This window comes from Roseococcus sp., from assembly GCF_965227005.1.
Taxonomy (GTDB): Bacteria; Pseudomonadota; Alphaproteobacteria; order Acetobacterales; family Acetobacteraceae; genus Roseococcus.
Window position 1 is genome coordinate 1 of the sequence record NZ_CBDDFJ010000018.1, and the last position, 23777, is coordinate 23777.

General features: G+C 72.0%; 18 protein-coding genes, 1 pseudogene and 1 riboswitch. Of the genes and pseudogenes, 5 read left to right on the top strand and 14 right to left on the bottom strand.

What is annotated here, in order from left to right; genetic code table 11:
• Window positions 1-55: 55 nt before the first annotated feature.
• Complete coding sequence (locus ACO057_RS08570; protein ID WP_421990632.1) at window positions 56-625, bottom strand: Crp/Fnr family transcriptional regulator; 570 nt, start codon at window positions 623-625, stop codon at window positions 56-58.
• 65 nt (window positions 626-690) lie between these two features.
• Between ACO057_RS08570 and ACO057_RS08575 the strand changes: the two genes are divergently transcribed.
• Window positions 691-1245: a hypothetical protein gene (locus ACO057_RS08575; RefSeq protein WP_421990634.1), complete on the top strand. Its 555-nt coding sequence runs from the start codon at window positions 691-693 to the stop codon at window positions 1243-1245.
• A 49-nt stretch (window positions 1246-1294) separates the two neighbouring features.
• Here the strand turns inward: ACO057_RS08575 and ACO057_RS08580 are convergent, their stop codons facing one another.
• Together ACO057_RS08580 and ACO057_RS08585 are read right to left on the bottom strand one after the other, a co-directional pair.
• Entirely contained in the window at window positions 1295-1687 is a 393-nt protein-coding gene (locus ACO057_RS08580; protein WP_421990636.1) for a hypothetical protein, read from the bottom strand.
• A 61-nt stretch (window positions 1688-1748) separates the two neighbouring features.
• Window positions 1749-2702 (bottom strand): Bug family tripartite tricarboxylate transporter substrate binding protein, encoded by a 954-nt coding sequence (locus ACO057_RS08585; protein WP_421990638.1) that lies wholly within the window; start codon window positions 2700-2702, stop codon window positions 1749-1751.
• 55 nt (window positions 2703-2757) lie between these two features.
• Between ACO057_RS08585 and ACO057_RS08590 the strand changes: the two genes are divergently transcribed.
• Window positions 2758-4377 carry a gamma-glutamyltransferase family protein gene (locus ACO057_RS08590; RefSeq protein WP_421990640.1) on the top strand — a complete coding sequence of 540 codons (1620 nt, stop codon included), beginning with the start codon at window positions 2758-2760 and terminating at the stop codon, window positions 4375-4377.
• Window positions 4378-4445: 68 nt separating this feature from the next.
• Window positions 4446-4559, top strand: a riboswitch (TPP riboswitch).
• A 41-nt stretch (window positions 4560-4600) separates the two neighbouring features.
• Entirely contained in the window at window positions 4601-6166 is a 1566-nt protein-coding gene (locus tag ACO057_RS08595; RefSeq protein WP_421990642.1) for an ABC transporter substrate-binding protein, read from the top strand.
• Window positions 6167-6209: 43 nt separating this feature from the next.
• Here ACO057_RS08595 and ACO057_RS08600 read toward each other — a convergent pair whose 3' ends face one another.
• Complete coding sequence (locus tag ACO057_RS08600) at window positions 6210-6632, bottom strand: phasin family protein (protein WP_421990644.1); 423 nt, start codon at window positions 6630-6632, stop codon at window positions 6210-6212.
• Window positions 6633-6752: 120 nt separating this feature from the next.
• Entirely contained in the window at window positions 6753-7382 is a 630-nt protein-coding gene (locus ACO057_RS08605; protein ID WP_421990646.1) for a TetR family transcriptional regulator, read from the bottom strand.
• Window positions 7383-7459: 77 nt separating this feature from the next.
• Here ACO057_RS08605 and ACO057_RS08610 point away from each other — a divergent pair, with 77 nt between their 5' ends.
• Window positions 7460-8278, top strand: a complete 819-nt coding sequence (locus ACO057_RS08610) for an aminoglycoside phosphotransferase family protein (RefSeq protein ID WP_421990648.1) — start codon at window positions 7460-7462, stop codon at window positions 8276-8278.
• Here the strand turns inward: ACO057_RS08610 and ACO057_RS08615 are convergent.
• The gene (locus ACO057_RS08615; RefSeq protein ID WP_421990650.1) at window positions 8275-9267 is read right to left on the bottom strand and encodes a Bug family tripartite tricarboxylate transporter substrate binding protein; all 993 of its coding nucleotides are present in this window, start codon (window positions 9265-9267) and stop codon (window positions 8275-8277) included. The two genes, ACO057_RS08610 and ACO057_RS08615, sit on opposite strands and share 4 nt — an antisense overlap.
• A 78-nt stretch (window positions 9268-9345) precedes the next feature.
• Here ACO057_RS08615 and ACO057_RS08620 point away from each other — a divergent pair, with 78 nt between their 5' ends.
• Window positions 9346-10587, top strand: a complete 1242-nt coding sequence (locus tag ACO057_RS08620; protein WP_421990652.1) for an amidohydrolase family protein — start codon at window positions 9346-9348, stop codon at window positions 10585-10587.
• Window positions 10588-10618: 31 nt separating this feature from the next.
• Here ACO057_RS08620 and ACO057_RS08625 read toward each other — a convergent pair whose 3' ends face one another.
• The 8 genes and pseudogenes from ACO057_RS08625 to ACO057_RS08660 form a co-directional block, all read right to left on the bottom strand.
• Window positions 10619-11893, bottom strand: coding sequence for an aspartate aminotransferase family protein (locus tag ACO057_RS08625; protein ID WP_421990654.1), 1275 nt, complete (start codon window positions 11891-11893; stop codon window positions 10619-10621).
• Window positions 11894-11907: 14 nt separating this feature from the next.
• Window positions 11908-12927 carry a phosphotransferase gene (locus ACO057_RS08630; protein ID WP_421990656.1) on the bottom strand — a complete coding sequence of 340 codons (1020 nt, stop codon included), beginning with the start codon at window positions 12925-12927 and terminating at the stop codon, window positions 11908-11910.
• A gap of 79 nt (window positions 12928-13006) precedes the next feature.
• Window positions 13007-14401, bottom strand: a complete 1395-nt coding sequence (locus ACO057_RS08635; protein WP_421990658.1) for a capsule biosynthesis protein — start codon at window positions 14399-14401, stop codon at window positions 13007-13009.
• Window positions 14389-14982, bottom strand: coding sequence for a GNAT family N-acetyltransferase (locus tag ACO057_RS08640; RefSeq protein ID WP_421990660.1), 594 nt, complete (start codon window positions 14980-14982; stop codon window positions 14389-14391). The genes ACO057_RS08635 and ACO057_RS08640 overlap by 13 nt, the downstream gene beginning before the upstream one ends.
• A 120-nt stretch (window positions 14983-15102) precedes the next feature.
• A complete protein-coding gene (locus ACO057_RS08645; RefSeq protein WP_421991158.1) occupies window positions 15103-16404 on the bottom strand; it encodes an aminotransferase class I/II-fold pyridoxal phosphate-dependent enzyme in 1302 nt (433 codons plus the stop codon).
• Entirely contained in the window at window positions 16401-17468 is a 1068-nt protein-coding gene (locus ACO057_RS08650; RefSeq protein WP_421991160.1) for an SDR family NAD(P)-dependent oxidoreductase, read from the bottom strand. The genes ACO057_RS08645 and ACO057_RS08650 overlap by 4 nt, the downstream gene beginning before the upstream one ends.
• A 70-nt stretch (window positions 17469-17538) precedes the next feature.
• Window positions 17539-22800: pseudogene (locus ACO057_RS08655) on the bottom strand (acyltransferase domain-containing protein); the annotation flags it as partial.
• Window positions 22719-23540 carry a polyketide synthase gene (locus ACO057_RS08660; RefSeq protein WP_421990662.1) on the bottom strand — a complete coding sequence of 274 codons (822 nt, stop codon included), beginning with the start codon at window positions 23538-23540 and terminating at the stop codon, window positions 22719-22721. The gene ACO057_RS08660 and the pseudogene ACO057_RS08655, both read right to left, overlap by 82 nt.
• Window positions 23541-23777 lie beyond the last annotated feature (237 nt).

Sequence of the window (23777 nt, forward strand, 5' to 3'; positions counted from 1 at the left end):
CGTCGGGAGAGGCATCGAGCCCCGTATAATGCGCGACAGTGGGTGCGCTCGAAAATTAATGTGGGCGACGCATTCTTCGATGTAAATAATTCTCATCAAATCCAGCTATTTTCGCTAAATTTATCGGGTCCATGATAATGAGTTGCCCACGCTCCAGCCTCATTATCTCCTGTTGGCGAAATTCTTTTAGAATTCGATTAAGATGAACCGGTGTCATTCCTAACGCATCTGCCAGCAATATCTGCGACAGTGGAAGTGAAATCTCCGAATTATTCGTCTGACATATATTATTGGCTCTGAGATAGAGATCGCACATCAGATGTGCGACGCGCTCGGCGCTGGTTCGCCGCCCCATACTTGTAATCCAGGCCCGCATCGTGCCCGCATCTACAAGCTGGGCCGTATACATGGCGCGGGCCACCCCGCGATGATTATCCATCATCGCTTCCATCTCCGCTTTTTCGATCGTCACGACATCGGATGGAATGAGCGTCTGAATGCTGTGATCCATTTCGGCTAGCAGGCCGACATGGAGATCGCAGGCATCTCCTGGCATGAGGAAAGCGAGGATCTGCCTCGTACCGTTCGGCAGAATCTTGTACCGACAAGCCCAACCTTCCAGCATCACAAGACCGGACCAGGCCGATCCCCCTCGCGAATGAGGTCCGTCTTTTTGGGGACGTGACGCGGATGCGCTGTCGCGCCAACGAGTACCCTGACGTCATCGTCGCTGAGATCCGCAAAGCCGCGCAGCTTGGCGATGAAGGGATTGATCATCTTTTATTGTCCCACGAATTCTCATCGGAAGACATTGTTGAATGTTATAGGTCAAAGTTAATCTACTTGGTGGTTTTGTCGGCGCTCACGCCCTATCTTGCGACGATCGTCGGCCCCGAATCAGGCTCCGGCGGCAGAGGGACCGAGTGCCCTCGCCTGGCCGGGGTAACTGTCATGGATGACGATACCAGCAACACCAAAGCTATCGGCGTCGAAACCCAGTGGCAGGAGCCTGATGCACACGGTCATGCAGCGCTTCTGCTGGTGGAAAGCCTGATCCACCTCTTGGTCGAGCGATCGGGCATCACGTTAACTGAGGCGGTTGAGGTTGTAGATGTGGCGGAAGATGTAAGCAGGGAAATCATCGCCGATAGGGGAGGTCAGGTCCCGACCATGGCCAGATCGGCAGCGCTGCTTGCAACAATCAGCTCAAGCCTCAAAACCGATTTCCCCAACGACCAAGGATGACCGCCTGCTCTGGCCGCCAATATGCGCAGCCCAAAGCTTGCGGACCCACTCATCCGACGCGGTGATCCTCCTGCCCTGACGCGATGATGATCAACGCCTCGTCGAGACCGACCCGGCGCCGCTCCATCGTCTCCCGCAAGGTGCGCGGCAGGAGCATCGGGTCCGCGACCACGGAGTATCGGCCACGGACCGAGGAAAACGCCTCGCGGTAGCGGCTGTCCTTGCGGAGCTGACCGAGCTTCTTCCACTCCGTTTCACCGAAGGGCCGGGTCAGCAGGATCGGCGAAGGCGGCGCGCTTTTCCGCTGCCGGGCCTCCTCGCGGTCCACGGCACGGATGACCGACATCAGGTCGTCCTTCCGGCCGCGCTTCTTGATCAGCATGGTTGCCGAGACAATCACGACGAGCGCCGCCAAGGCAATCAGCAGCTTCTCGATGTCCATGTGCCCCCCCGTTTTCCGGAAGGTTAGAGCCTGGCGGCGCGGATCGGCCAGCCGGAAGGAATCACCCGCCTCTCGCGCCGGTCGCGGCCAGGATCGGCGCCCAGCGCGCCGTCTCCGCCGCCAGGAACTCCGCGAGGGCCACGGGCCCGCCGGGCATGCCCTGCAGGCCCGAATCCGCCAGCCGCCGCTGTGTCGCCGGCTGGGCCAGGGCCGTCGCGCAGGCCTCGGCCAGCCGCGCGATCGCCGGGGCCGGCGTGTTCGCGGGCGCATAGAGCGCCTGCCAGGAGGAGGAGGTGAAGCCCGGCACCGCCGAGGCGAGGGTCGGCAGTTCCGGCAGCATCGCCGAACGATCCGCCGTGGTCACGGCGAGGCCGAAGACCTGCCCGTCGCGCGCCAGGGGCGCCAGCAGGGTCTGGCTGTCGATCATGAAGTCCACGCGGCCGGCCGTGAGGTCCGTCACCGCCTGGGGCGTGCCGCGATAGGGCACCACGGTGAAGTCTACCCCCGCGAGCTTCTTCAGCAGCTCGCCCGCCAGATGCGAGGCGGCGCCGATGCCCGTCGTCGCGAAGGTCGCCTTGTCGCCGCGCGTGCGGAGCCAGGCGAGGAAGCCGGCCAGGTCGCGCGCGGGCACCGAGGGGTGGACGGCCAGCAGGAAGGGCTGCTGCGAGATCAGCGTGACGGGGGCGAAATCCCGCGCGGGATCGGGCGCGTCGGGATAGAGTGCCTGCATCACCGAATGCGCGGCCCCGCTCACCAGCAACGTCAGCCCGTCCGGCGCGGCGCGGGCCACGGTGCGCGCGCCGATGAGCGCGCCGGCGCCGGGCTGGTTCTCGATCACGATGGTCTGGCCGAGCGCCTGGGCCATCGGCTCGGACAGGATGCGCGCCGCGACGTCGATGATGCCGCCGGCCGCGAAGGGCACCACGATGCGGATGGACCGCGATTGGGCGAGCGCCGGCTTCGCCAAAGCGGGCGCGGCGAGGAGGGGGGCGGCGAGGAGGGCGCGGCGATGCATGACAGGCTCCGGCATTTGGGATCATCGTGGCGCACAAGCCAGAGTCGAGGAAGCCATGCGCGCGCTGTTGCTGCTCATCCTTATAATGCCTGGACTGGCGCAGGCCGAGCCCTCGCGCGCGACGCGCCAGATGGTCGCGACCGCCAATCCCCTCGCTTCGGAAGCGGGGCGCGCGATGCTGCGCGCGGGCGGCAGCGCGATCGACGCCGCCGTCGCCGCCCAGGCCGTGCTGAGCGTGGTCGAGCCGCATGCCTCCGGCCTGCTCGCCGGCGGCGTCATGCTGCTGTGGGATCCCGCCGAGCGGCGGCTGCGGCATTGGGAGGGCGTGGGCGCCGCGCCGATGGCCGCCACCGCCGCGCTCGACGTCGACACGGACGGCTCGCGCCTGCCGCGCGAGGTCGTCCGCACCGGGCGCGCCTTCGCCGTTCCGGGCAGCATCGCGGTGCTGGCGGCCGCGCATGCCGGACATGGCCGGCTGCCCTGGGCCGATCTCTTCGCGCCGGCCATCCGCCTCGCGCAGGAGGGCTTCCCCATGCCGCCCTATCTGCATGCGATTCTGCTCCAGCAAAGGACCGTGCTCGCCGCGCGCGAGGATTTCCGCGCGATCTTCTTCGACGCGGATGGGCAGCCCATCCCGGTCCAGGGGCTCGTGAGGAATCCCGCCCATGCCGAGGCCCTGCGCCTTGTCGCGGCGCGCGGTGTGGACGCCCTGCGCGATGGTCCCTTCGCCGAGGCGATCCTGGCGGCGGCCCGCGGCGGGCCCTTGCCCTCATTGATCACGGCCGAGGATCTGCGCGACTTTCGCCCCATCGAGCGCGACGCGCTCTGCGGCCAGGCCTTCGCGCATTGGATCTGCACCACCCCGGCGCCCTCCCTGGGCGGGCTGTCGGTGCTGCAGCAGCTCGGCCTGCTGGAGCGCGCGGGTTTCGCCCGGGTTGAGCCCGGCAGCGCCGAGGCCGCGCATCTGCTCATCGAGGCCGGGCGTCTGGCCCGCGCAGACCGGCGGCTCTGGGGCGGCGACCCGCGCTTCGTAACCGTGCCCGAGGCCGCGCTGATCTCGCCCCGCTACCTGGACCGCCGGGTCGCGCTGATCGAGCCCGGCCGCGCAATGGCGGGCCCCGTGGCCGGCGATCCGGAGGCGGGGCCGCTGACGACGCATGTCGCCGTCCTCGACGCCTTCGGCGGCGCGGTCTCCTTCACCACGACGAACAGCTTCAATTTCGGCGCGCAGCTGCTGGCGATGGGCGTGGTGCTGAACAACGGCCTCTCCAATTTCGCGCGCACGGGGGCGAACCGCATGCAGGGCGGCAAGCGACCCGCGACCACCATGGCGCCCAGCTTCGTCTTCGACGCATCCGGTGCGGTGGAGATCGTGATCGGCGCGGGTGGCGGCTCGTGGATTCCCGATGCGGTGGCGGGCGGCCTCGCGGAGATGCTCGCCTGGCGGCGCGACGCCTGGGAGGGCACGGCGCGCCCGCGCCTGGGCGCGCAGGCCGGGCGCGTCGAGCTGGAGGAGGGCACGCCCGCGGCCGCGCTGGCGCCCGCTCTGCGCGCCATGGGCCACGAGCCGCATGTGATCCGCATCAACACCGGCATGCAGATCCTGCGGCGCATCCCCGGCGGCATCGAGGGCGCGGCCGATCCGCGCCGCGACGGGGTCGCGCTGGGCGATTAGCCCGGCCGGGGGGGCGGTCCTGCGCCCCCATCCATCTGGACAGGAATCGCGCCCCGGCGCATCTCTCCCTCGTCACCTGGGTGAGCGCCTATTCGCGGGCGCTGAGAGGCGGGACGTCATCCCGCGAGCCCTGGAACCTGATCCGGTTCGGACCGGCGAAGGGATGGGTGCGCATCCTCGATGCCGTCCGTCCCCGCGCCTCCGCGCCGAATGGAGGAAATGGATGGACCGCCGTAGCCTGTTGATGTCCCCTGCGCTGCTCGCCGCGCCGGCCTATGCCCAAGGCGCGCGCGCGCGAACGCTGCGCTTCATGCCGCAGGCCGGGCTCTCGGCGCTCGACCCGATCTTCAACCCGACGACCATCGTCACCACCCACGGCTTCTGCGTCTTCGACACGCTCTATGGCGCCGACCGGGCGCTGCGCCCGCATCCGCAGATGGCGGCCGGCCACGAGGTCTCGGCCGACGCGCTCACCTGGCGCATCACCCTGCGCGAGGGCCTGCGCTTCCATGACGGCGACCCCGTCCGCGCCCGCGATTGCGTGGCGAGCATCCGCCGCTGGGCCGTCCGCGACGGCTTCGGCCAGGTGCTGATGCAGGCCACGGCCGAGCTTTCCGCGGCGGACGACAGGACCATCGTCTTCCGCTTGCGCCGGCCCTTCCCGGCGCTGCTCGACGCGCTCGCCAAGCCGGGCTCCTCGCCCTGCTTCATGATGCCCGAGCGCCTGGCGAGCCAGCCCGCCGACCGGCCCATCACCGAGGCGGTGGGCAGCGGCCCGTGGAAGTTCCTGCCCGGCGAATTCGTCCCCGGCGCGAGTGCCGCCTATCTCCGCAACGAGCGCTACATCCCGCGCGACGAGCCGGCCGAGGCGGCGGCCGGCGGCAAGCGCGTGCATTTCGACCGGCTGGAGCTCACCTGGATCCCCGACGGCGGCACGGCGGCCGCCGCGCTGCGTACCGGCGAGATCGACTGGATCGAATACCCGCTGCCCGACCTGGTTCCCGTGCTCGATCGCGACCGCAACACGAAGACGCAGATCTACGACCCCAACGGCTTCCTCGGCTTCCTGCGCTTCAACTGCCTGTATCCGCCCTTCAACGATGTGCGCCTCCGCCGCGCCATTCGCGACGTGATCGTCCAGCCCGATTTCATGCAGGCCGTGGCCCTGCCGCAGGACTGGCAGGAATGCCACGCGATGTTCCCCTGCGGCCTGCCCAACGTCGTCGAATCCACCCCGGCCACGCGGGGCGTGGCGGCCATGGACCGCGCCCGCGCCGCCCTGCGCGAGGCGGGCTACAGGGGCGAGCCCATCGTCCACATCAACCCGAGCGACTTCCCCGCCGTCACCCAGCAGGGCCGTCTCACGGTGGATCTGATGCGGCGGCTCGGCGTGAACATGGAAGTGGTGGAGAGCGACTGGGCCACTATCATCGCGCGCCGCGCCAATCGCGCCCCGCCGGCCCAGGGCGGGTGGAACCTGCACAACACCAACGGCCCGGCGGCGACCATCGCCAACCCGGCCGTGAGCTGGGCGATCCGCATGCACGGCGCGGCGGCCTGGCCGGGCTGGCCGGAGGATGCGGGGGTGGAGGAGCAGGTCGCGGCCTGGGTCCAGGCGCCGGACGTGGCGGCGCAGGAGGCGGCGATGAAGAAGCTGCAGGAATTGCTCTGGGAAGCGGTGCCGATCGCGCCCACAGGGCTGTTCCGGCTGCGGACGGCCTTCCGCGCGGATCTCACGGGCGTGCTGCAGGCGCCCAACCCGATGCTGTGGAACCTGCGGCGGAGCTGAGGGAGAGGGGCGCCGCCCCTCTCAAGCCTGGTGCGGCAGGGCCTCAGCCCTTGTGCATCAGGCCCTTCACCTCTTCGACGGCCTCGCCGAAGCGGCGGTTCAGCACGCCCACGGCCTCGCCATTGGACTTCTGAATGAGCTCGGCGATCTCCTGCATATTCGCCACCGCGCGCTCATAGGCGGCCTTCATCATCTCGGCCTGCTTGGCGGCCTTGTCCTGCGGCGAACCGTCGGCGGTGGCGAGGCTCTGCACGGCCTGGGACATCTCGCCCATCGCCTGCTGCACGATCTCCATGTTGCGCTTGGCCACGGCCTGCGCGCCCTCCATGGCCAGCTTGTTGGCGGTGGTCAGCGCGTCGAGGTTGCGCTTCTGCGCTTCGGCGAAGGCCTGGAAGTCCGGCACGTTCGGCATCTTCATCGATCCGAACATCTTCATGATTTCGTCAGTATTGAAGGGGCTCGACATCAGTGACCTCCTGAGAAACCCAGGGACCCCGGAGGTCCACGGGCGAGATGGGTTTCAGTCCCGCCGGAAGCCTACACCCGTCGCGACGGGGAAAGTAGACGACGCGCTGGTCTCAACGTCTCAAATCGATTCCGGCCCGGCCAAGGCTATCGCCGGTTCAGGCTGCGTGACCCGTGATGTCTCCGTGAAACCCAGCATGCGCGCAAGACGATCGGCGCGGTCCAGCGCGCGGTCCAGCGCGGCCATGGTGGATGAGAGATCGGCGCTGTCATCCTTCTCCCAGGCGCGAAGGGCCGCGAGCCACACCCCGCCGAGGCCCTTGGCCCGCAGCAGCCCCGAAGGTCCGCTCGCATCGAGGCCCACGGCCTCCAGCATCCAGGCCATGGAGGGCAGCATCCGCGTCGACAGCCAGAGCGCCAGCAGCGGCGACATCGGCAGGTCGTGCATCAGCCGGACCACGCCGGGGCGGTCGGGCTGCAGCGCGTCCAGGCGGCGCATCAGCACGTCGAAGAGCTTGTCGCGCACGCTGGCGCCGGGGTCGTCGATCGTGCCTTCCAGCACGGCGGCGTCCACGGCGCGTCCATGCGCCTCCAGGATCGCGTGCGGGCTATCGAAGGTCCGCCGCAGCTCGGCGAGGGAGAGGCCGGATTCGGCGGCGATGCCGCGCATGGTGAGGCCGCGCCAGCCGCCTTCGGCCAGGACGCGCCAGAAGGCGGAGATGATCGCATCGGGGGAAACGGAGCCGGTCATGCCCGCAAGATCGTGCCGCAGCCCGCCCGACGCAAGCTCCAAGGCCGCGCGGGACGGTCTGTGATACATCGGACCGCATGTTCGATGTCTATCTGCGCCGCTGGGATCTCCTGCCGGACGGCCCGCCCATCCTGACCCGCGCGGCGCACCTGCTGCCGGTGCGGCACCGGGGCGAGCCGGCCATGCTGCGGCTGGAAGAGGGCCGGAGCGGCGCGTTGATCCGGAGCGGCACGTTGATGGCGTGGTGGGCCGGCGACGGCGCCGCCCGCGTGCTGGCCCAGGCCGAGGATGCGCTGCTGCTGGAACGGGCCACCGGGCCGCGCTCCCTGGCGGATATGGCCCGCGACGGTCAGGACGACGAGGTCTGCGCCATCCTCTGCGCCGTCGCGGCCCGCCTGCACCGGCCTCGCGGCGCGCCGCCGCCCGATCTGATTTCGCTCGAAGACGGGTTCGCCGAACTGTGGCCCGCGGCGTCGGCGCAGGGTGGCATCCTGGCGCGCTGCGCGGCCACCGCCCGCGAATTGCTGGCACAGCCGCGCGAGGTGGTGAGCCTGCATGGCGATCTCCATCACGACAACGTGCTCGACTTCGGGGCGCGCGGCTGGCTGGCCATCGATCCGGCGGGCATGCTTGGCGAGCGGGGCTTCGATTTCGCCAATATCTTCACCAATCCCGACCTCACCGATCCGACCCGGCCGGTCGCGACGCGGCCCGGGCGATTCGCCCGGCGGGTCGAGGTGGTGGCGCAGTCGGCCGGGCTGGAGCGCCGGCGGCTGTTGTGCTGGATCCTGGCCTGGGCCGGGCTCTCGGCGGCCTGGTTTCTCGGCGACGGCGATCCGGCGGCGATCGACCTCGAGATCGCCGCCCTGGCCGCGGCCGAGCTGGACCGCGCTTAATCGACCACGATGTTGCCCAGGCGGATCACCTCCCGCCAGCGATCGAGCTCGCCGCGGATCAGGGCGGTGTATTCCGCCGGCCCCATCGTCCCCGGCACCACGCCGATCGCCGCGAAACGCTCGATGACGCCCGGATCGGTCAAAGCCGCGCCGATCTCGCTGTTCCAGCGCGCCACGATCTCTGCCGGAACCCCGGCCGGGGCCGAGAAGCCGAACCAGTTGGTCGCGGTCACGCCGGGCAGTCCGGCCTCGATGAAGGTCGGTACGTCGGCCAGCGAGGCGGGGCGCGTGGCCTCGCTCGTCGCCAGGGGGCGCAGGCGCCCGCCGCGCAGATGCGGCAGCGCGATGGGCAGGCTTTCCATGATGGCCGGGATCTGGCCGCTGATGGTGTCCGTCAGCGCCGCCGCCGAGCCGCGATAGGGCACATGGGTCAGCTCGATGCCCGCCTCGCGCGCCAGCACCTGGCCGATCAGGTGGTTCAGCGTGCCGTTGCCGCCCGAGCCGTAGGTGACCTGGCCGGGCCGCGCCTTCGCCAAGGCGACGAATTCGGCGAGATTGCGCGCGGGGAAATCGAGATTGACCGCCAGCACGCTGGGGAAGGTGCCGACGAGGCGGATATGGGTGAAGTCGCGCAGCGCGTCATAGGGCGTGTTGCGGTAGAGCACCGGGCCGATGCCGTGCGAGGCCGCGCTCGACATCATCACGACGTGCCGGTCGCCCGGCGCCTTGGCCAGGATGTCCGCGCCCAGCGCGCCGCCGGCGCCTGGCCGGTTCTCGACCACCACCGGCTGGCCGAGCCTGTTGCCGATATGGGCGGCCAGGATGCGCGACAGGGTGTCGGCCGCGCCGCCGGGCGGAAAGTTGACGATCCAGCGGATGGGCCGGTCGGGCCAGCCGGCCTGAGCGATCGCCGAAGGGGCGAGCGCGGGCGCGGCCAGGAACGCGGCCGCGCCGGTCAGCAAGGCGCGTCGCGAAGGGGGGAGGAGCATCGAAGCCTCTTGTCCATGGGGTTCCATCAGGCGGTGAATCGAGCAAACCTCGTGCCACCTTACCGGAGTGGTCCTCATATGGAATTCGATCTGCTGCTGCGCCGCGCGCGTCTCGCCGATACTACCGCCGATGCGCTGGTCGATATCGGGGTGAAGGACGGCCTGATTGCCGCCATCGCGCCCGATCTGGGGCATCATGCGCGCGAAGTGCTCGATGTCGCGGGCAGCTTCGTCTCTCCCGGCTTCGTCGAGACGCATATCCACCTCGATAAGAGCTGCATCATCGACCGCTGCGGCTGCGCGCCCGGCCGCAACCCGCACCGCGCCATGGAGCGCGTCGCCGCCGTGAAGAGCACCTTCACCGTGGAGGACGTGAACGCCCGCGCCCGCTCCACCCTGGAGCGCGCGATCAGCCACGGCACCACCGTCATGCGCACGCATTGCGAGGTCGATCCCGGCGTGGGCCTGCGCGGCTTCCATGGCGTGAAGGCGCTGGTGGACGCCTATAAATGGGCCATCGACATCCAGATCTGCGTGATGCCGCAGGAGGGCCTGCTCGATAATCCCGGCACCGAGGAGCTGATGGTCGAGGCGCTGCGGACCGGCGCCACCGTGATCGGCGCCGCGCCCAATTACGACCGCGACCGCGCGGGCCAGATCCGCCGCGTCTTCGAGCTCGCGCGCGAGTTCGACATCGACATCGACATGCATCTGGACAGCGGCACCGACCCCAACGACCTCGACCTGACGCTGGTCTGCGAGCTGACGGAGAAAATGGGCTGGCAGGGGCGCGTCGCCTTCGGCCATGGCACCAAGATCGCCTCCGCCACGCCTGAGCAGCAGGACCGCATCGGCAAGCGCATGGCCGATTGCGGCGTCGCGCTCGCGGTTTTGCCCGCGACCGACCTCTTCCTGATGGGGCGCGACCAGGACCACAACATCCGCCGCGGCGTGGTTGATGCGCACCGGCTGATGGCGCAGGGCGCGCTCTGCAATATCTCCACCAACAACGTGCAGAATCCCTTCACGCCCTTCGGCGACGCGCAGCTGATCCGCATGGCGAACCTCTATTGCAACGTGATCCAGCGCGGCGACGCGCCTGAGCTGCGCCAGGCCTGGGACATGTTCACGGCCAATTCGGCCAAGGTGCTGCGGCGCAAGGACTACGGGATCGCGGTCGGCAATCCGGCGGATCTCGTGGTGGTGGATGCGCCGACGCCCGTGGATGCGATCCGCGGCATCTCACCCGTGCTGGCGGGCTTCAAGCGGGGGCGCCGGAGCTTCACGCGGCAGCGCGCCGAGCTTCATCCGCCGGCCTGAGGCGAAGGGAAGGGGGCGGCGCCCCCTTCCTTCACTGCGCCGCCAGCACCGCGTCGAAGGCCTCGAGAAACGCCTCGGCATGCTCCTGGCGGAACACCAAGGGCGGGCGGAACTTCAGCACGTTGCGGAAGATGCCGGCATTGCTGGTGAGGAAGCCCCGGTCCTTCAGCGCATCGACGATGGCGACCGTCCGCTCCACGTCGGGCGTCTTCGCGCCGTCGTCGCGGATGATCTCGACGCCCAGGAACAGCCCGACCCCGCGCACGTCGCCGATGAAGCCATGGCCGGCCTTGCGCGTGGTCAGCGCCGCCTTCAGGCCCGCACCCACCGTGGCGACGTTCGCGGCGAGGTTCTCCCGTTCGATGTATTCGATCACGGCCAGTCCCACCGCCGCCTGAAGCGGGCTGGAGGCGAAGGTGTTGAAGTAGCGCGTGCGCGCGCGGAACTCGTCCACCAGCGCCTTGCTCGCAGCGGTCGCGGCCATGGGCAGGCCATTGCCCATCGGCTTGCCGGTGACGACGATATCGGGCGTGAAGCCGCTCACCGTGTAGCCCCACCAGGTTCCGGTGCGGCAATAGCCGGCCTGCACCTCGTCCGCGATCACGAGGCCGCCCGCCGCGCGCGTCATCGCGGCCGCCCGCGCCATGAAGCCGGCGGGAATGTCCGGCAGGCCCTCATTGGCCAGGATCGAGCACAGGATCAGCCCGGCGAAGCCCTCGGGACTGGCCTGGAGGCTGCGGATCGCCTCCTCCAGCCGCGCGAGATAGGCGTCGCAGAGCTCGGCCTCGGTCGCGCCTTCGAGGATGGGCCGGTAGGTCTCGGGGAAGGGGATGGAGCGGACATCCGCGCTGGCATTCTGGCTGAGAGAGAGCCGCGTGAGCTTGCTCACCGCCTCGCTGTTGCCGTGATAGGTGGCATTGGTGCAGATGATGCCCTGCCGGCCGGTGGCGAATTTCGCCATCCGCAGCGCGACCTCGATGGCCTCGGTGCCCGAGCAGCTGACGATCACGCTCTCGATCTGCGGGCCATGCAGCCCGGTGAGGCGCTCGGCGAAGTCCAGGATGCCCTCGTGCAGGTAGCGGCTGTGGACGTTCAGCGTGCCCTGCTGGCGCGCCATCGCCTCCACGACGTCCGGGTTGGCGTGCCCGATGCAGGGGACGTTGTTGTACATGTCCACATAGCGACGGCCGTCGGGGTCGTAGAGATAGACGCCCTCGCCGCGCACCAGGTGCAGCGGCGTCGTGTAGAACAGCGGCGCGCCCGTTCCGAGCAGCGTGTCGCGGCGGGCCAGAAGTTCGGCGGTCATCGGGGAATCTCTCCTCAGGCGGGATGGCGGCAGGCGGCGTGCAGGGCGCGCACGACGTCCGGCGCGCGCAGCTCGATGATCCGCGCGACGCGGCGGCGCAGATCCTCCGCCGTCACGCTGTAATGGTCGTTATCGGGCTGCGCGTGGCGATGATAGCAGGCGAGGGTGGCGCTGGTCGCGGCACGGGTGGCCATCAGCAGCGGCAGGATCTCGATCTCCTCCTCCCGCAGCGGGCTCATCGCGCAGTAACGGCGCAGCAGATGCCCCGCGGCCTCGGCGATCGGCATGTCGTCCCCGAAGTGGCAATAGGCGGCGATCGCCGCGTCGAAGACGATGGCCGTTTCTGCCATGTCGCCGAAATCGATGACGCCGGCGATGCGGTCGTGATCCGCGGCATCGACCATCACATTGGCCTGGTTGAGGTCGTTGTGGAGCACCTGCCGGCGAAGCCCGCCCTGGATCGGCGTCACTTTCGCCTCGAAATCGTCGAGGATCGGCAGCAGCGCCGCGCGCAGCTCGGCGGGCAGCACGTCGGCCACCTCGCGCAAGGCGAGGGCATGCGCCAGGTCCCAGATGATGGGCGTGGCCGTCGCCGCATGCGCGAAGCCGGCGAGCGCGGCCTGGAGCCGCGCCAGGATCGTGCCGGCGGCGTCACGCTGCGCGGCGCTGCGGCGGGACATGCCCAGCGGCAGCCCCTCGATCCAGGACAGCAGCCGAACCTGATAGGCGACGCCCGAGGCATCGGTGACCCGCGCCTCCGTCGCCCCGTCCGGCAGGGCGATCACGCGCGGCACCTCCAGCTCCGGCGCCTTGCGCTCGATATGGCGGAGCGCGCCGAGCTGCATGTCGCGATAGCGCGCATCCTCGGCCGGATTGGCGAATTTCAGGACGTATTGCCGGCCATCCTCGGCGCGCAGGCGGAAATTCGCGTCGCGCTCGCCGCGCAGGGGACGCGGCTGTGCCTCGATCCCCCAAAGCGCGCGCGCGACGTCGCGCGCGGTCCCGAGCGCGATGGTCGGCGGGCGGATCGTCATCACATCGAATATGGCGGAGGGAGCCGTCATGTTTCAGTCCCGGATTGCGCGCGCAATCGAACACGCCGGGGGCGCCGCTTCAAGGCGCGGGGGCGAGGCCGTCGGGCCGGAAGATGTCCAGCGGCCGCTCCGGGGCGAGGGTGACGGCCTGGCCGTCCTCCGGGCGCCGGAGCAACGAGAAATCCGCCAGGCCGGTTTCCAGCCGCTCCGCCGTGGCCTTCACGGCCGCGGCGATACCATCGGCGGAATAGAAGCCGCCGCGCACATGCAGGTAATGGGCGATGGCGCGCAGGAAGGCGTCGGTCAGCGCGACGTCCGGCAGACGGGCCTCGGTCCAGAAGCTGTCCAGCCCCTTCTCATGCGTCAGGTCCGGCACCCGGTACAGCGCGTCGCCCATCGCGATCACGGGTTTGCCGAGCTGCAAGGCACGGATCCCCGCGGTGCTGTTCACCGTCACGACCCCCGCCGCGCGCAGGATGAGCGGGTCGAGCGGGATCGCGTCCACCAGATGGACCCGCCCCGAAATCCCCGCCTGCCGCGCCATGCGCGCGAGCCGCGATGGCCAGCGCTTCATGCCCGGATCGAGCGGATGCACCTTCACCGCCAGATGCGCGTCCGGCGGCGCGTGGCGGGCGAAGCTGCGCACCGCCTCGCGCAGCGCCGTGTCCATGTCCGGATAGGGTGAATAGGCGCGGATGGAATAGTCGTTCTCCATCTGCATGGCGAAGAGGAAGAAGGGCGCCTCCTCCGGCAGGTCCGCGATCAGCGCCTCGGCCCGCCGCCGCGTCCGCCCGCGCAGGATCAGCCGCAGGGCCGTGCCCAGATAGGCCGGGATGACCGGATGCAGCTGGAAGCCCTGGAAATGCCGGAAGCGCCAGAAGTCGAGGTTGGCGAGGTGGAACAGCACGTCCCATCGCGCCTGGACCGGGAAATGATCCGCGAAGTGCTTGGATTCATCGACTGGCGGCAGGCCCTCGGCCAAGGCGTGGATGGCGTCCGGGTCGCGCGGGAAATGCGACAGGGCGTTGTGGCCGTCACGCTCGACGATGATCCAGTCCGGCCGGATATAGCCGAAATCGATGGCCGTGACGGCGACGCCGCGCCCCTTCGCGGCCGCGATGGCGATGCGGTGATAGGGCCGCTGCTCGCCCAGCAGGACGAGGTCGGTCACGCCGCGGGCCTGCAGCGCCTGATCGACATGGGCGCGCCACTCGCTGAGCCGGCCGTGGAAATCCTCGGCCGACACGCCTTCGGGGAAAAAGCCGCGCCACTGGGGCTGGGGCCAGAACCAGCCCTTCCAGAGCAGCTGGTCGCCCAGGCTGACGTTGATGCGATGCACGGTATGCCCGCGCGCCTTCAGCATCGCGGCGAGGGCGGGAAAGAAGGGGCTGATCGGGCCCTGCAGGAAGAGAAAGCTGCGCTTGCCCGGCGCCGGCCCGCGCGCTTTGCCGGACGCCGCCGTCACGTCGCGCATGCGCGCTGGAGCCGCGTGGGCCGGGCGAGGAACTGCACGTCGAGCCGGCTGGCCGGAACCGTGAGGCGGCCCTGCAGGGCGAAGCCCATTCGGCGGTAGAATTTGGCGGCCTGCGGATTCTCGGTCTTCAGGACGCAGAGGTCGAAATCACCGGCCATGGCCCCCAGCGCGTCATCCAGGATGTCGCGCCCCAGGCCCCGCCGGCGCCCCTCCGGCGTCACGCCGAGCAGCCAGAGATAGGCGAAGCGGCGTTTGCCGAAGCGGGCGCGGATGGCGGCCTCGCAGGCGGCCTCGTGGCGCAGCAGGCGCAGCAGGCCGGCCGGCGGCAGCATCAGCGGAAGACGGGCGAAGCCGGCCCGCAGCCGGGCGCCCCAGGGCAGTGGAACCAGCGAGCCCGGCAGCCAGGCGGCGGCCGCCTCCTCGCGCACGAGCAGGCCCCCATGGCGGCGGCAGGCCTCCAGCACCGGGTCGAAGAGCCGTGCCAGGGCCTCGGCCCCCACCTGACCAGGGCCGAAGGCGTGGACCATCAGCGGATCCGCCACGAAGGCCGCGCCGAGGACATCCCGCGCGCGCGCGATCATGAAGTCCCCATGGCCCATGGAGCGCCGGGAAGTGGAGGCATCGGGGCGTCGGGGAGGTGGGCAGGCTGCGCACCGATCGGGCTGAAGCCGCGATCCCGCCGGAAAAACGAAGTCATGGAATCAGGCTGCCTCGCGCGCCACCCGGGACAGGGCCGAGATGGTCTCGTCGATGTCGCTCTCATTGTGCTCGGCACTGAGGAAGAAGCGCAAGCGGGCCTGACCTTCCGGCACCACCGGGAAGACAATCGGCTGCACGTTGATACGCATGTCCAGCAGGCGTTCGGCGGCGCGGGCGGTGGCCACGCTCTCGCCGAGGATGACGGGGACGATGGCGCGCCCCACCGAGCCCCCCGTGTCGAAGCCGGCGGCGCGGGCCTGGTCGCGAAAGCGCCGGGCGGCGGCATGCAGCCGCGCCACGCGCCAGGGCTCGGCGCGCATGAGGCCCAGCGCGCTTTCGGCCGCGGCGGCCAGCGGCGGCGCCATGCCGACCGAATAGACGAAGCCCGGCGCGGTGTGCCGCAGCAGGTCCACCAGCGCGTGGCTGCCCGCGATATAGCCGCCGCAGGAGGAGAGCGTCTTGGACAGCGTCCCCATCCAGATGTCGACGAGCCCCGGATCGACGCCCTGCGCCTCGAAGAGGCCGCGCCCGGTCGCCCCCAGGACGCCGAGCGAATGCGCCTCGTCCACCATGAGCCAGGCGTCATGGTTCCGCGCGACCTCCGCGAAGCGCGCGAGCTCGGGCACGGTGCCGTCCATCGAGTAATGGCCCTCGATCAGCACGAGGGCGCGGCCGTGGCGATGGCGCTCGGCGGCGAGGATCGCGCTTGCGGCCTCCCAGTCGTTATTGGGGAAGGCGAGGCGCCGCGCGCGGGAGAGGCGCACGCCCTCGGTCGCGCTGTTGTGGACCAGCGCGTCGTGCACCACGAGGTCCTCGGGGCCCAGCAGGTGGCCGATGACCGAGACGTTGGTCGCATGGCCCGAGACCATGACGATCGCGTCCTCGGCCGCGTAATTGGCGGCCAGCGCGGCCTCCAGCGTGCCATGCACCGGCCGCTCGCCCGAGACGAAGCGCGAGGCGGAGGCCGAGACGCCGTGCCGCGCGATGGCCTGCCGCGCCGCCTCGGCGACGCGCGGATCGCCGTTCAGCCCGAGGTAGTTGTAGGAGGAGAAATTCACGTATTCGGCATTGCCGATGACCGTGCGCGCGCCCGCGATGCCCTCATGCGGGCGGAAGAAGGGGTTGGACAGGCCCATCTGTCGGCCGAGCGCGCGCGTCGCCGCGACCTCGCGCGCGGCGGGCAAGGTGGCGAAGTCGCGCGCCGAGCTGGGCGCGAGGCGGGGCGCGGCCGGGGCGGCGCGGCCCGAGAGCCGGCGCAGCAGCGCGGCGCGGTCGGCCTCGGAAAGTCCCCGGCTGGCCGTCATTGGGCGGCCTCCCGCGCCGTCGGCACCTGCGCCAGGATGGCGCGGGCCAGGGCGTTCACCGTCAGCTCCTCGGTCACGGCCTGGAGCGGGATCGCGACGGAGAAGCGGCGCTCCAGCCCGGCCCGCAGCTCGATGCTGCCCAGGCTGTCGAGCCCGAGGCGCGGCAGCGGCATGTCGGCCGCCACGGCGCCGGGCGGCAGGCGCAGGATGCGCGCCACCTCGCGTGCCACCAGCCGGCGGGCGATCTCCAGCCCGGCCTCGGGGCCGGCCTCGGCGATGGCGCGCAGCGAATCCTCCTCGCCGGCCTCGGCGGCGAAGGCGCCGGTGAGCGGGGCGAAGGCCGGCTCGGCCAGCAGGCGCAGGCTGCGATGCGCGGCCCCCCAATCGACCCGCGCGAGGCCGATGACGGGCAGGCCGCTGGCCAGCAGCGCGGGCAGGGCTGCCAGGGCCTCGGCCGCGCCCATCGCCGTCGCGCCGAGACGCTGCGAGAGGGCGGCGGCATGGGGCGCGTCGCCCGCCAGCACGCCGGCATCGGCGATCGGGCCCCATTGCACGGCCAGCGCCGGCCAGCCGGCGGCGTGGCGGCGGCGGGCGAGCGCGTCCATCGCGGCATTGGCCGCGACATAGGCGGCCTGGCCCGGACTGCCGATGGGAACCGTCGCCGAGGAGAAAAGCAGGAAGAGCCGCAGCGCGTCGTCGCGGGTCAGCCGGTCGAGGTTCTGGGCCACTTCGACCTTGGCGGCCCAGACGGCGGCGACCGAGGCCGGATCCAGCCGGGCCGCGACGCCGTCGCCCCAGACGGCCGCGGCATGCACCACGCCCTCGATGGGCGGCATGCCGGCGCGGATGCCGTCCAGGGCGGCGGCGAGGGCGGCGGGGTCGGCGGCATCGGCGGCGATGAGCCGGGCCTCGGCGCCCAGCAGCGCGAGCCGCCGCACCGCCTCGGCCGCGCCCGGCGTGGCGGGGCCGCGACGCGAGACGAGGGCAAGATGGCGGATGCCCTGGCCGGCCAGCCACAGCGCCGCCTCCAGCCCAAAGCCGGCGGCGCCGCCGACCACGACCACGCTGCCCTTGGGCCGCCAGTCCTGCGACGTGGCCTCGGCGAGCTCGGCCGGCGGGGGTGATGACCAGCTTGCCGATATGCCCGCCCGCCTGGAGCTGCCGGAAGGCTTCCTCGGCCTGGTGGGATTCGTAGACGCGGGTCGGCAGCGGGCGGATCGCGCCCTCCTCCAGCCGCGTGGCGAGCGAGGCGAGCATGCGCGAGGCCAGGGTGGGCCGATGCCGCGCCACCTCGTCCAGATCCATCGCGAACCAGGCGACGTTGCGCCGCATGGGCCTCAGCGACACCCGCCGCGACTCGGCGAAGTCGCGCTTGCCGAGTTCCAGGAAACGGCCGAAGGGCGCCATCAGCCCGAGGCTGCGCTCCATCGCCTCGCCGGAGAGCGAGTTCAGGCAGACATCGACGCAGCCCTCGCCCGGCGGGGCGGGCCAGACGGCGCGCAGCTGCCCGGCGAAGCTGCCATCGCGGCTGTTGAGCGCGACCTCGGCCCCGGCCGCGCGGAGAAAGGCGCGCCGCGCCTCGGTGCCGGCCGTGACGGCGACGCGCGCGCCCGCGGCCAGGGCGATCTGCAGCGCGGCGAGGCCGAGGGCGCCGGCGCCGCCATGGATCAGCACGCGCTCGCCGGGCTGGAGCCGCGCCAGCCCCTCCAGCGCATGGATGGCCGTGAGGAAGGCGACCGGCAGGCTGGCGGCTTCCTCCATGGACAGGCCGTGCGGCAGCGGCGCGAGCGCGGCGGCCTGGGTGACGGCGCGGCTGGCCAAAGCGCGCGGCGCGAAGCCGAAGACCGGCTGGCCGGGACGCAGGGCCACGCCCTCGCCCACGGCCTCGACCACGCCCGCCGCCTCCATGCCCAGGCCAGGGCCGGCGAAGCCGGGCTGCAGCGCCTCCTCGGGCAGCAGGCCCTGGGCCCACATCACGTCGCGGAAGTTGAGGCCGGCGGCGGCGATGCGCAGCAGCACCTCGCCCGGCGCGAGCGGGGCGCGCAGCTCCGGCGCGGCCTCCCAGACGAGACTGCCGAGCTGGCCGGGGGCCGCGACTTCCAGCCGGCGGGGGCCGGCGGGCGGCGCGCACTTCGGCAGGTGGGCGGCGAGGCGCGGCACCAGACGGCCCGAGGCGGTGAGGCGCTGCTCGGCCTCGGCATCGGCGGAATTCAGCAGGGCGGCGACCAGCCGGCTGGCGGCCTCGGCCGGCGGCAGCTCGGGCGCGACGTCGTGGCGCTGCGGCTTGAGGCCGGGCATCTCATTGGCCAGCACGCGGGCCAGGGCCAATTGGCCGGCCGCCGCCAGCCCGCGCCCGCCGCCGCGCGCGATCACGTGGAACTGCGCCGCGACGCCGTCGGAGGCGGCGGCGAGATGGGCGAGCGGCACGAGGCTCTCGGCATCGGGCGCGGGCAAGGCGAGGACGGCGGCGCCCCGCAGCAGGCGCGGCGGCGGATCGGCCGGCAGATGCGCGACCTGCGCGCCGGCGGCGGCGAGCGCCTCGGCCAGGGCCTCGGCCAGCAGGCGCTGCGAGCCGCTGGCCCAGAGGGCGAAGCGCCGGGCGGGGGCGGCATGCAGCAGCTGCCCTCCCGCGGGCTTCGCGGCGGTGACGAGGGCGGCCGCCCAGGGCAAGGCCGGCAGCGGCAGGAGGCGCGGTCGCGGCCAGCCGCCGGCCGTCATCACCCCCACCCATCCCTCCGCATCGCGCAGCCGGGGCGCGGACCACCAGCCGGGCGCGAGGCCCTCGGTGAGATCCCAGAAGAGGTCCGGCAGGGGCTCGGCCAGGAGCAGCGCGCCGCCCGGCGCCGTCGCGGCGCGCAGCGCCTCGGCCAGGAGATGCGTGGTGGGGCGGCGCAGCGAGAGGGCGAGGCCGAGCACGAGATCCGCCTCGGCCGGCGGCGCCCCGCCCTCGAGGGCATCCCAGACGGCGAAATCGACGCCGCCCTCCTCGCCCGGCGGCAGGGAGGGCGGGCGGACGCCGGGCAGGTGGGTGACGGTCAGCCGCAGCGCGGCCCCGAGCGGCGCGAGGGCCTGGCGCAGGGCCGGAAGCAGCGGCCCCTCCTCCGCGCCGACCACCAGCACGCGGCAGGGCCGGTCCGCGGGCCAGTCGCGCAGCAGCCCGGCCGCGGCTTCACTCAGCGCGGCGGCCAGGCGGCGCAGGCTTTCCGCGCCGGCGGGCAGGAGGGCGGGCGCGGTGGGCCGGCCGGCCAGGGCGCCCGGAAGGGCCTCGGCGGCCTCGGCCAGCACCGCCAGCTCCTGGGCCAGGATGGGCTGCTCGAAGAGGACCTGCTGCCAGATGGCGGTCGGCGCGGGCAGCGCGTCGAATTCCAGCGCCAAGGTCGCCGCCCGCGCGCGCAGCGCCTCGGCGAGCGGGCCTTCGGCGGTCTGCGCCCCGGCCGCGAGGCTGGACGCCACGCCATAGGCGGCCAGCAGCATGGCCGCATCGTCCAGCGCCGGTATCGGCGTCCGGGGCAGGTGCAGCGCGCCAAGGTCGAGCACCGGCGGCGGCACGGGCCAGGCGGCGGGCAGCGGCGCGGGGCGCCATTCGGTGTGGAAGGCGGGGGCCTCGCCAGACTGGGCGGGGCGGGGCAGGCGCTGGAAAAGCGCGCCGGTCGCCACGGCCATCGCCGCGCCCGTCGCATCGCGCAGCACGATGGCGGCGGTCGCGCCGCGGCGGCCCGCATGCTCCAGCACGAGATCGGCCGAGACCGCCAGCGCCGCGCCGCGCCGCACGGCGACCCGGCCGAAGCGCACCGGCACGAAGCCGCCAGGCGTCGCGCCGCCTTGCAGCCCGAGGAAGCCCTGCATCGCGCCGTCCAGCCGCACCGGATGCAGATGGAAGCCGGCATCGGCGGGCGCCGTCTGAGGCAGCTCCAGCCGGACCTCGACACGGCCGGTCGCGGCATCGGCGCGCCAATGGGCGATGGGCCGGAAGGCGGGGCCGTAGGAAAGGCCCTCGCGCGCGGCGCGCGCGCTCAGCTCCGAGGGGTCGCGCCAGGGGGCCGCGATCTCGCTGGCCGGGCTCTCGGGCAGGACCGCGAGCGGCGTCACGCGGCCCGTCGCGTGCAGGGTCCAGGCCTCGTCGGAGAGGCGGCGGCGGGCCTCCAGCGTGAAGCTCCCCTCCGCATCCAGCCGGGCGCGCGTCTCGCGCGCGACATCCTCGGCGAGCGGCAGGGCGCGCAGGATGACGAAATCCGCGATCTCCAGCGCCGGGGCGGCGCGGTGGCGCAGAAAGCCGGCCTCCAGCGCCATCTCCAGCATGGCGGCGGCCGGCAGGACCGGCTGGCCGCCCAGCGCGTGATCGGCCAGCCAGGGTTCCTCCAGCGTGTCGAGCGTGCGGCGCCATTCCTCGCCGGCCTCGGCGCCGACATGGCGGAAGCCGATCAGCCGCCCCTCGGCGAGGGCCTCGACCATGCCCTGGCTCTCCACGCTGCGCGCGAACCAATGCGGGCGCAGGGCGAAGGGGGCCGGCGGCAGGTCGCGCGTGGTGAGGCCGGCGAAGGCGGGAGCGCCGCGCGGGTCGGCACCGTGGGCGATGGCCTGGTCGGCGATGGCGGGAAAGGGATCGGCCGTTGCGGTCGCGCCGCGCCGCAGGCTGGGCAGGATCGCCGCCTCCTGGCCCGAGGCGCGCAGGCTGGCGCGCAGATAGCCTTGCAGCACCCCATGCGCGCCGATCTCCAGGAAGACCGCCGGGCGCAGCGCCGCCGCCGCGCGCACCGCCGCCTCGAAGCGCACCGGCTCGCGCAGGTTGCGCCACCAATAGGCGGGCAGGCAGGACGTCCGATCGAGCATCGCGCCGGTGACGGTGGAGATCATCGGCACCCGGCCCTCGCCGGCGCGCAGGCCGCGCAGGCCCTTCACCAGGGTCTCGCGAACGGGGTCCATGGCGGCCGAGTGGAAGGCATAGTCGAGGTCGAGCGGGATCCAGGTGAGGCGGCGGGCCTCGGCGGCCTCGCCCAGCCGCGCCAGGGCCGCCTGCGGGCCGGCGATGGTGAGCGAGCCGGGCGCGTTCAGCGCGGCGATCTCCAGTGGCGTCTCGCCGGGGCGGGCGCAGGCGGCGATCAGCGCCTCGGCCTCGGCGACGGTGGCGCCCAGCGCGGCCATCCGCCCGTTTCCGCGCGTCGTGGCCTGGGCCCGGCTGCGGGCGACGATGAGCCGCGCGGACTGAGCCAGGCTGAGCAGTCCGGCGGCCTGGGCGGCTGCGACCTCGCCGACGGAATGGCCGAGGCAGAGCGCGGGCGTGATCCCTTCGGCGGCCAGCGCGGCCACGATGCCGTATTGAATGGCGAAGAGCAGCGGCTGCGCGACCTCGGTGGCGTTCAGCGCCTCGGCGCTCACCGGCTCGCGCAGGGCGGCGGCGGCGGACCAGCCGAGATGGGGCAGGAGCGCGGCATCGGCGCGCGCGATGGCCTCGCGGAAGGGGCGGCTGCCGCGCATCTCGGCGGCGGCCATGCCGGCCCATTGCGCGCCATTGCCCGAGAAGACGAAGGCGACGCCGCGCCCGGGGCCCGCCACGCCCGAAGTGACGGCCGATGCGCCCTCGCCGCGCCGATGGGCGGCCAGCCGCCCAGACCATTCGTCGCCGTCGCCACTGCCGCGCAGCACGAGCCGATGCGGCAGGAGGTCGCGATGGCGGGCCTGGCCGCGGATCAGAGCGAGCGCGCCGGGGGCGGACAGGCCGCGCAGGCGCTCCTCCCAGGCTTCGGCGAGGGTAGCGAGCTGTCCGACGCTCGGCGCGGAAAGCACCAGCGGCGGCGTCCCGCGCGCGCTGGACCGCGCAACTTGCGTCGCCTCCTCCCCGCGCCCCAGCGCGACGCAGGCATTCGTGCCCCCGAAGCCGAAGCTGTTCACCGCGACGGCCCGGCCCCGGAAGGGCATGGCCGTCGTGGCGAGCACAAGGCCGTGCGCCTCGAAGGGGATCGCGGGATTGGGCGTCGCGGCATGCAGGGTGGCGGGGATGCGCCCGCTTTCCAGCACGTGCAGCGCCTTCAGCAGCCCGACCAGGCCGGAGGCGGCTTCGGTATGGCCGATATTGCTCTTGGCCGAGCCCAGCGGCAGCGGCGCGCTGCGCCCGGCGGCCGCCGCGCGGGCGATGGCCGCGGCCTCGATCGGATCGCCGGCCGGGGTGCCGGTGCCGTGCGCCTCGAAATAGCCAAGCTCGTCCGGGCCAACCTCTGCGCGCGTCAGAACCTCGGCGATCAGCGTGGATTGCGCCTCGCCATTGGGCAGCGAGATGCCAGCGGTGCGCCCGGCCGCGTTCACGCCGCTGGCGAGAATCACGCCGCGGATGCGGTCGCCGTCGCGCCTCGCATCGGCGAGGGGCTTGAGCAGCAGCACCACGCCGCCCTCGGCGCGCACATAGCCGTCCGCCCCCCCGCGCCGAAGGCCTGGCAGCGGCCGCGCTTCGACAGCATCCCCGCCCGCCAGAAGCCGAGAAAGGGATAGGGCGAGAGCAGGAGATTCACCCCGCCGACGACCGCGGCCGTGGCTTGCCCCGCCCGCAGCGCCTCGCAGGCGGCGTTGAGCGCGACCAGGCCCGAGGAGCAGGCGGTGTCCAGCGTCATCGCCGGGCCGCGCAGGTCGAAGACATGGCCGAGCCGGTTGGCGGCGATGGAGAGGGCGCCGCCGGTCATGATGTAGCGGTCGGCGCTGCCGTTATCCTGCTGGCGGATATCGGCATAATCCGTGGTGGAGGCGCCCACATAGACGCCGATCCGGCGGCCGGCGGCCTGTGCCTCGGGCCAGCCGGCATCCTCGAAGGCGCGGCGGGCGAGCATCAGCAGCAGGCGCTGCTGGGGGTCCATCTCGTCGGCCTCGCGCGGAGAGAGGCCAAAGCCCGTCGCATCGAAGCCCGCCACGTCGCCGATGGTGCCGGCGCGGAAATGCAGCGCGCGGCCGACCTCGCCGGGACGGGGGTGCAGGAAGCGCGCCTGGGTGAAGCGGTCGGCCGGCACCTCGGTGACGGCGTCGCGCCCCTCGTCGAGGAGGCGGGCGAAGCCGGCGAGGTCGGGCGCGCCGGGAAGGCGGCAGGCGGCGCCGACGATGGCGATGGGCGCCGAGCCGTCGATCTCCCCCGCATTTGCCAGGCGTCTGCTCATGCCCATCCGTTCGCTAAGCTTCCTACAGCGTCTCACTTCAATGCTTCGTAATGCAACGACCGGACAAGGCCACGCATAGTTTCGCCGATCGGGGCGACTCGGCCTTGCTCGCCTGCTTTGTGTTTGCCGCCGATGAAGGCCGCGGATGTGCGGCGCAAGCCTTACAATCCCGCGAAGTTATATTCCATACTGTGAAATCACTTTTCATGTAATCCAAGCGGGCGAAACTTGTCTCTT

Coding starts and splice junctions, on each gene's coding strand:
- ACO057_RS08570 (WP_421990632.1), bottom strand. CDS start 625: ATGCTGGAAGGTTGGGCTTGTCGGTACAAGATTCTGCCGAACGGTACG.
- ACO057_RS08575 (WP_421990634.1), top strand. CDS start 691: ATGCGCTGTCGCGCCAACGAGTACCCTGACGTCATCGTCGCTGAGATC.
- ACO057_RS08580 (WP_421990636.1), bottom strand. CDS start 1,687: ATGGACATCGAGAAGCTGCTGATTGCCTTGGCGGCGCTCGTCGTGATT.
- ACO057_RS08585 (WP_421990638.1), bottom strand. CDS start 2,702: ATGCATCGCCGCGCCCTCCTCGCCGCCCCCCTCCTCGCCGCGCCCGCT.
- ACO057_RS08590 (WP_421990640.1), top strand. CDS start 2,758: ATGCGCGCGCTGTTGCTGCTCATCCTTATAATGCCTGGACTGGCGCAG.
- ACO057_RS08595 (WP_421990642.1), top strand. CDS start 4,601: ATGGACCGCCGTAGCCTGTTGATGTCCCCTGCGCTGCTCGCCGCGCCG.
- ACO057_RS08600 (WP_421990644.1), bottom strand. CDS start 6,632: ATGTCGAGCCCCTTCAATACTGACGAAATCATGAAGATGTTCGGATCG.
- ACO057_RS08605 (WP_421990646.1), bottom strand. CDS start 7,382: ATGACCGGCTCCGTTTCCCCCGATGCGATCATCTCCGCCTTCTGGCGC.
- ACO057_RS08610 (WP_421990648.1), top strand. CDS start 7,460: ATGTTCGATGTCTATCTGCGCCGCTGGGATCTCCTGCCGGACGGCCCG.
- ACO057_RS08615 (WP_421990650.1), bottom strand. CDS start 9,267: ATGCTCCTCCCCCCTTCGCGACGCGCCTTGCTGACCGGCGCGGCCGCG.
- ACO057_RS08620 (WP_421990652.1), top strand. CDS start 9,346: ATGGAATTCGATCTGCTGCTGCGCCGCGCGCGTCTCGCCGATACTACC.
- ACO057_RS08625 (WP_421990654.1), bottom strand. CDS start 11,893: ATGACCGCCGAACTTCTGGCCCGCCGCGACACGCTGCTCGGAACGGGC.
- ACO057_RS08630 (WP_421990656.1), bottom strand. CDS start 12,927: ATGACGATCCGCCCGCCGACCATCGCGCTCGGGACCGCGCGCGACGTC.
- ACO057_RS08635 (WP_421990658.1), bottom strand. CDS start 14,401: ATGCGCGACGTGACGGCGGCGTCCGGCAAAGCGCGCGGGCCGGCGCCG.
- ACO057_RS08640 (WP_421990660.1), bottom strand. CDS start 14,982: ATGATCGCGCGCGCGCGGGATGTCCTCGGCGCGGCCTTCGTGGCGGAT.
- ACO057_RS08645 (WP_421991158.1), bottom strand. CDS start 16,404: ATGACGGCCAGCCGGGGACTTTCCGAGGCCGACCGCGCCGCGCTGCTG.
- ACO057_RS08660 (WP_421990662.1), bottom strand. CDS start 23,540: ATGAGCAGACGCCTGGCAAATGCGGGGGAGATCGACGGCTCGGCGCCC.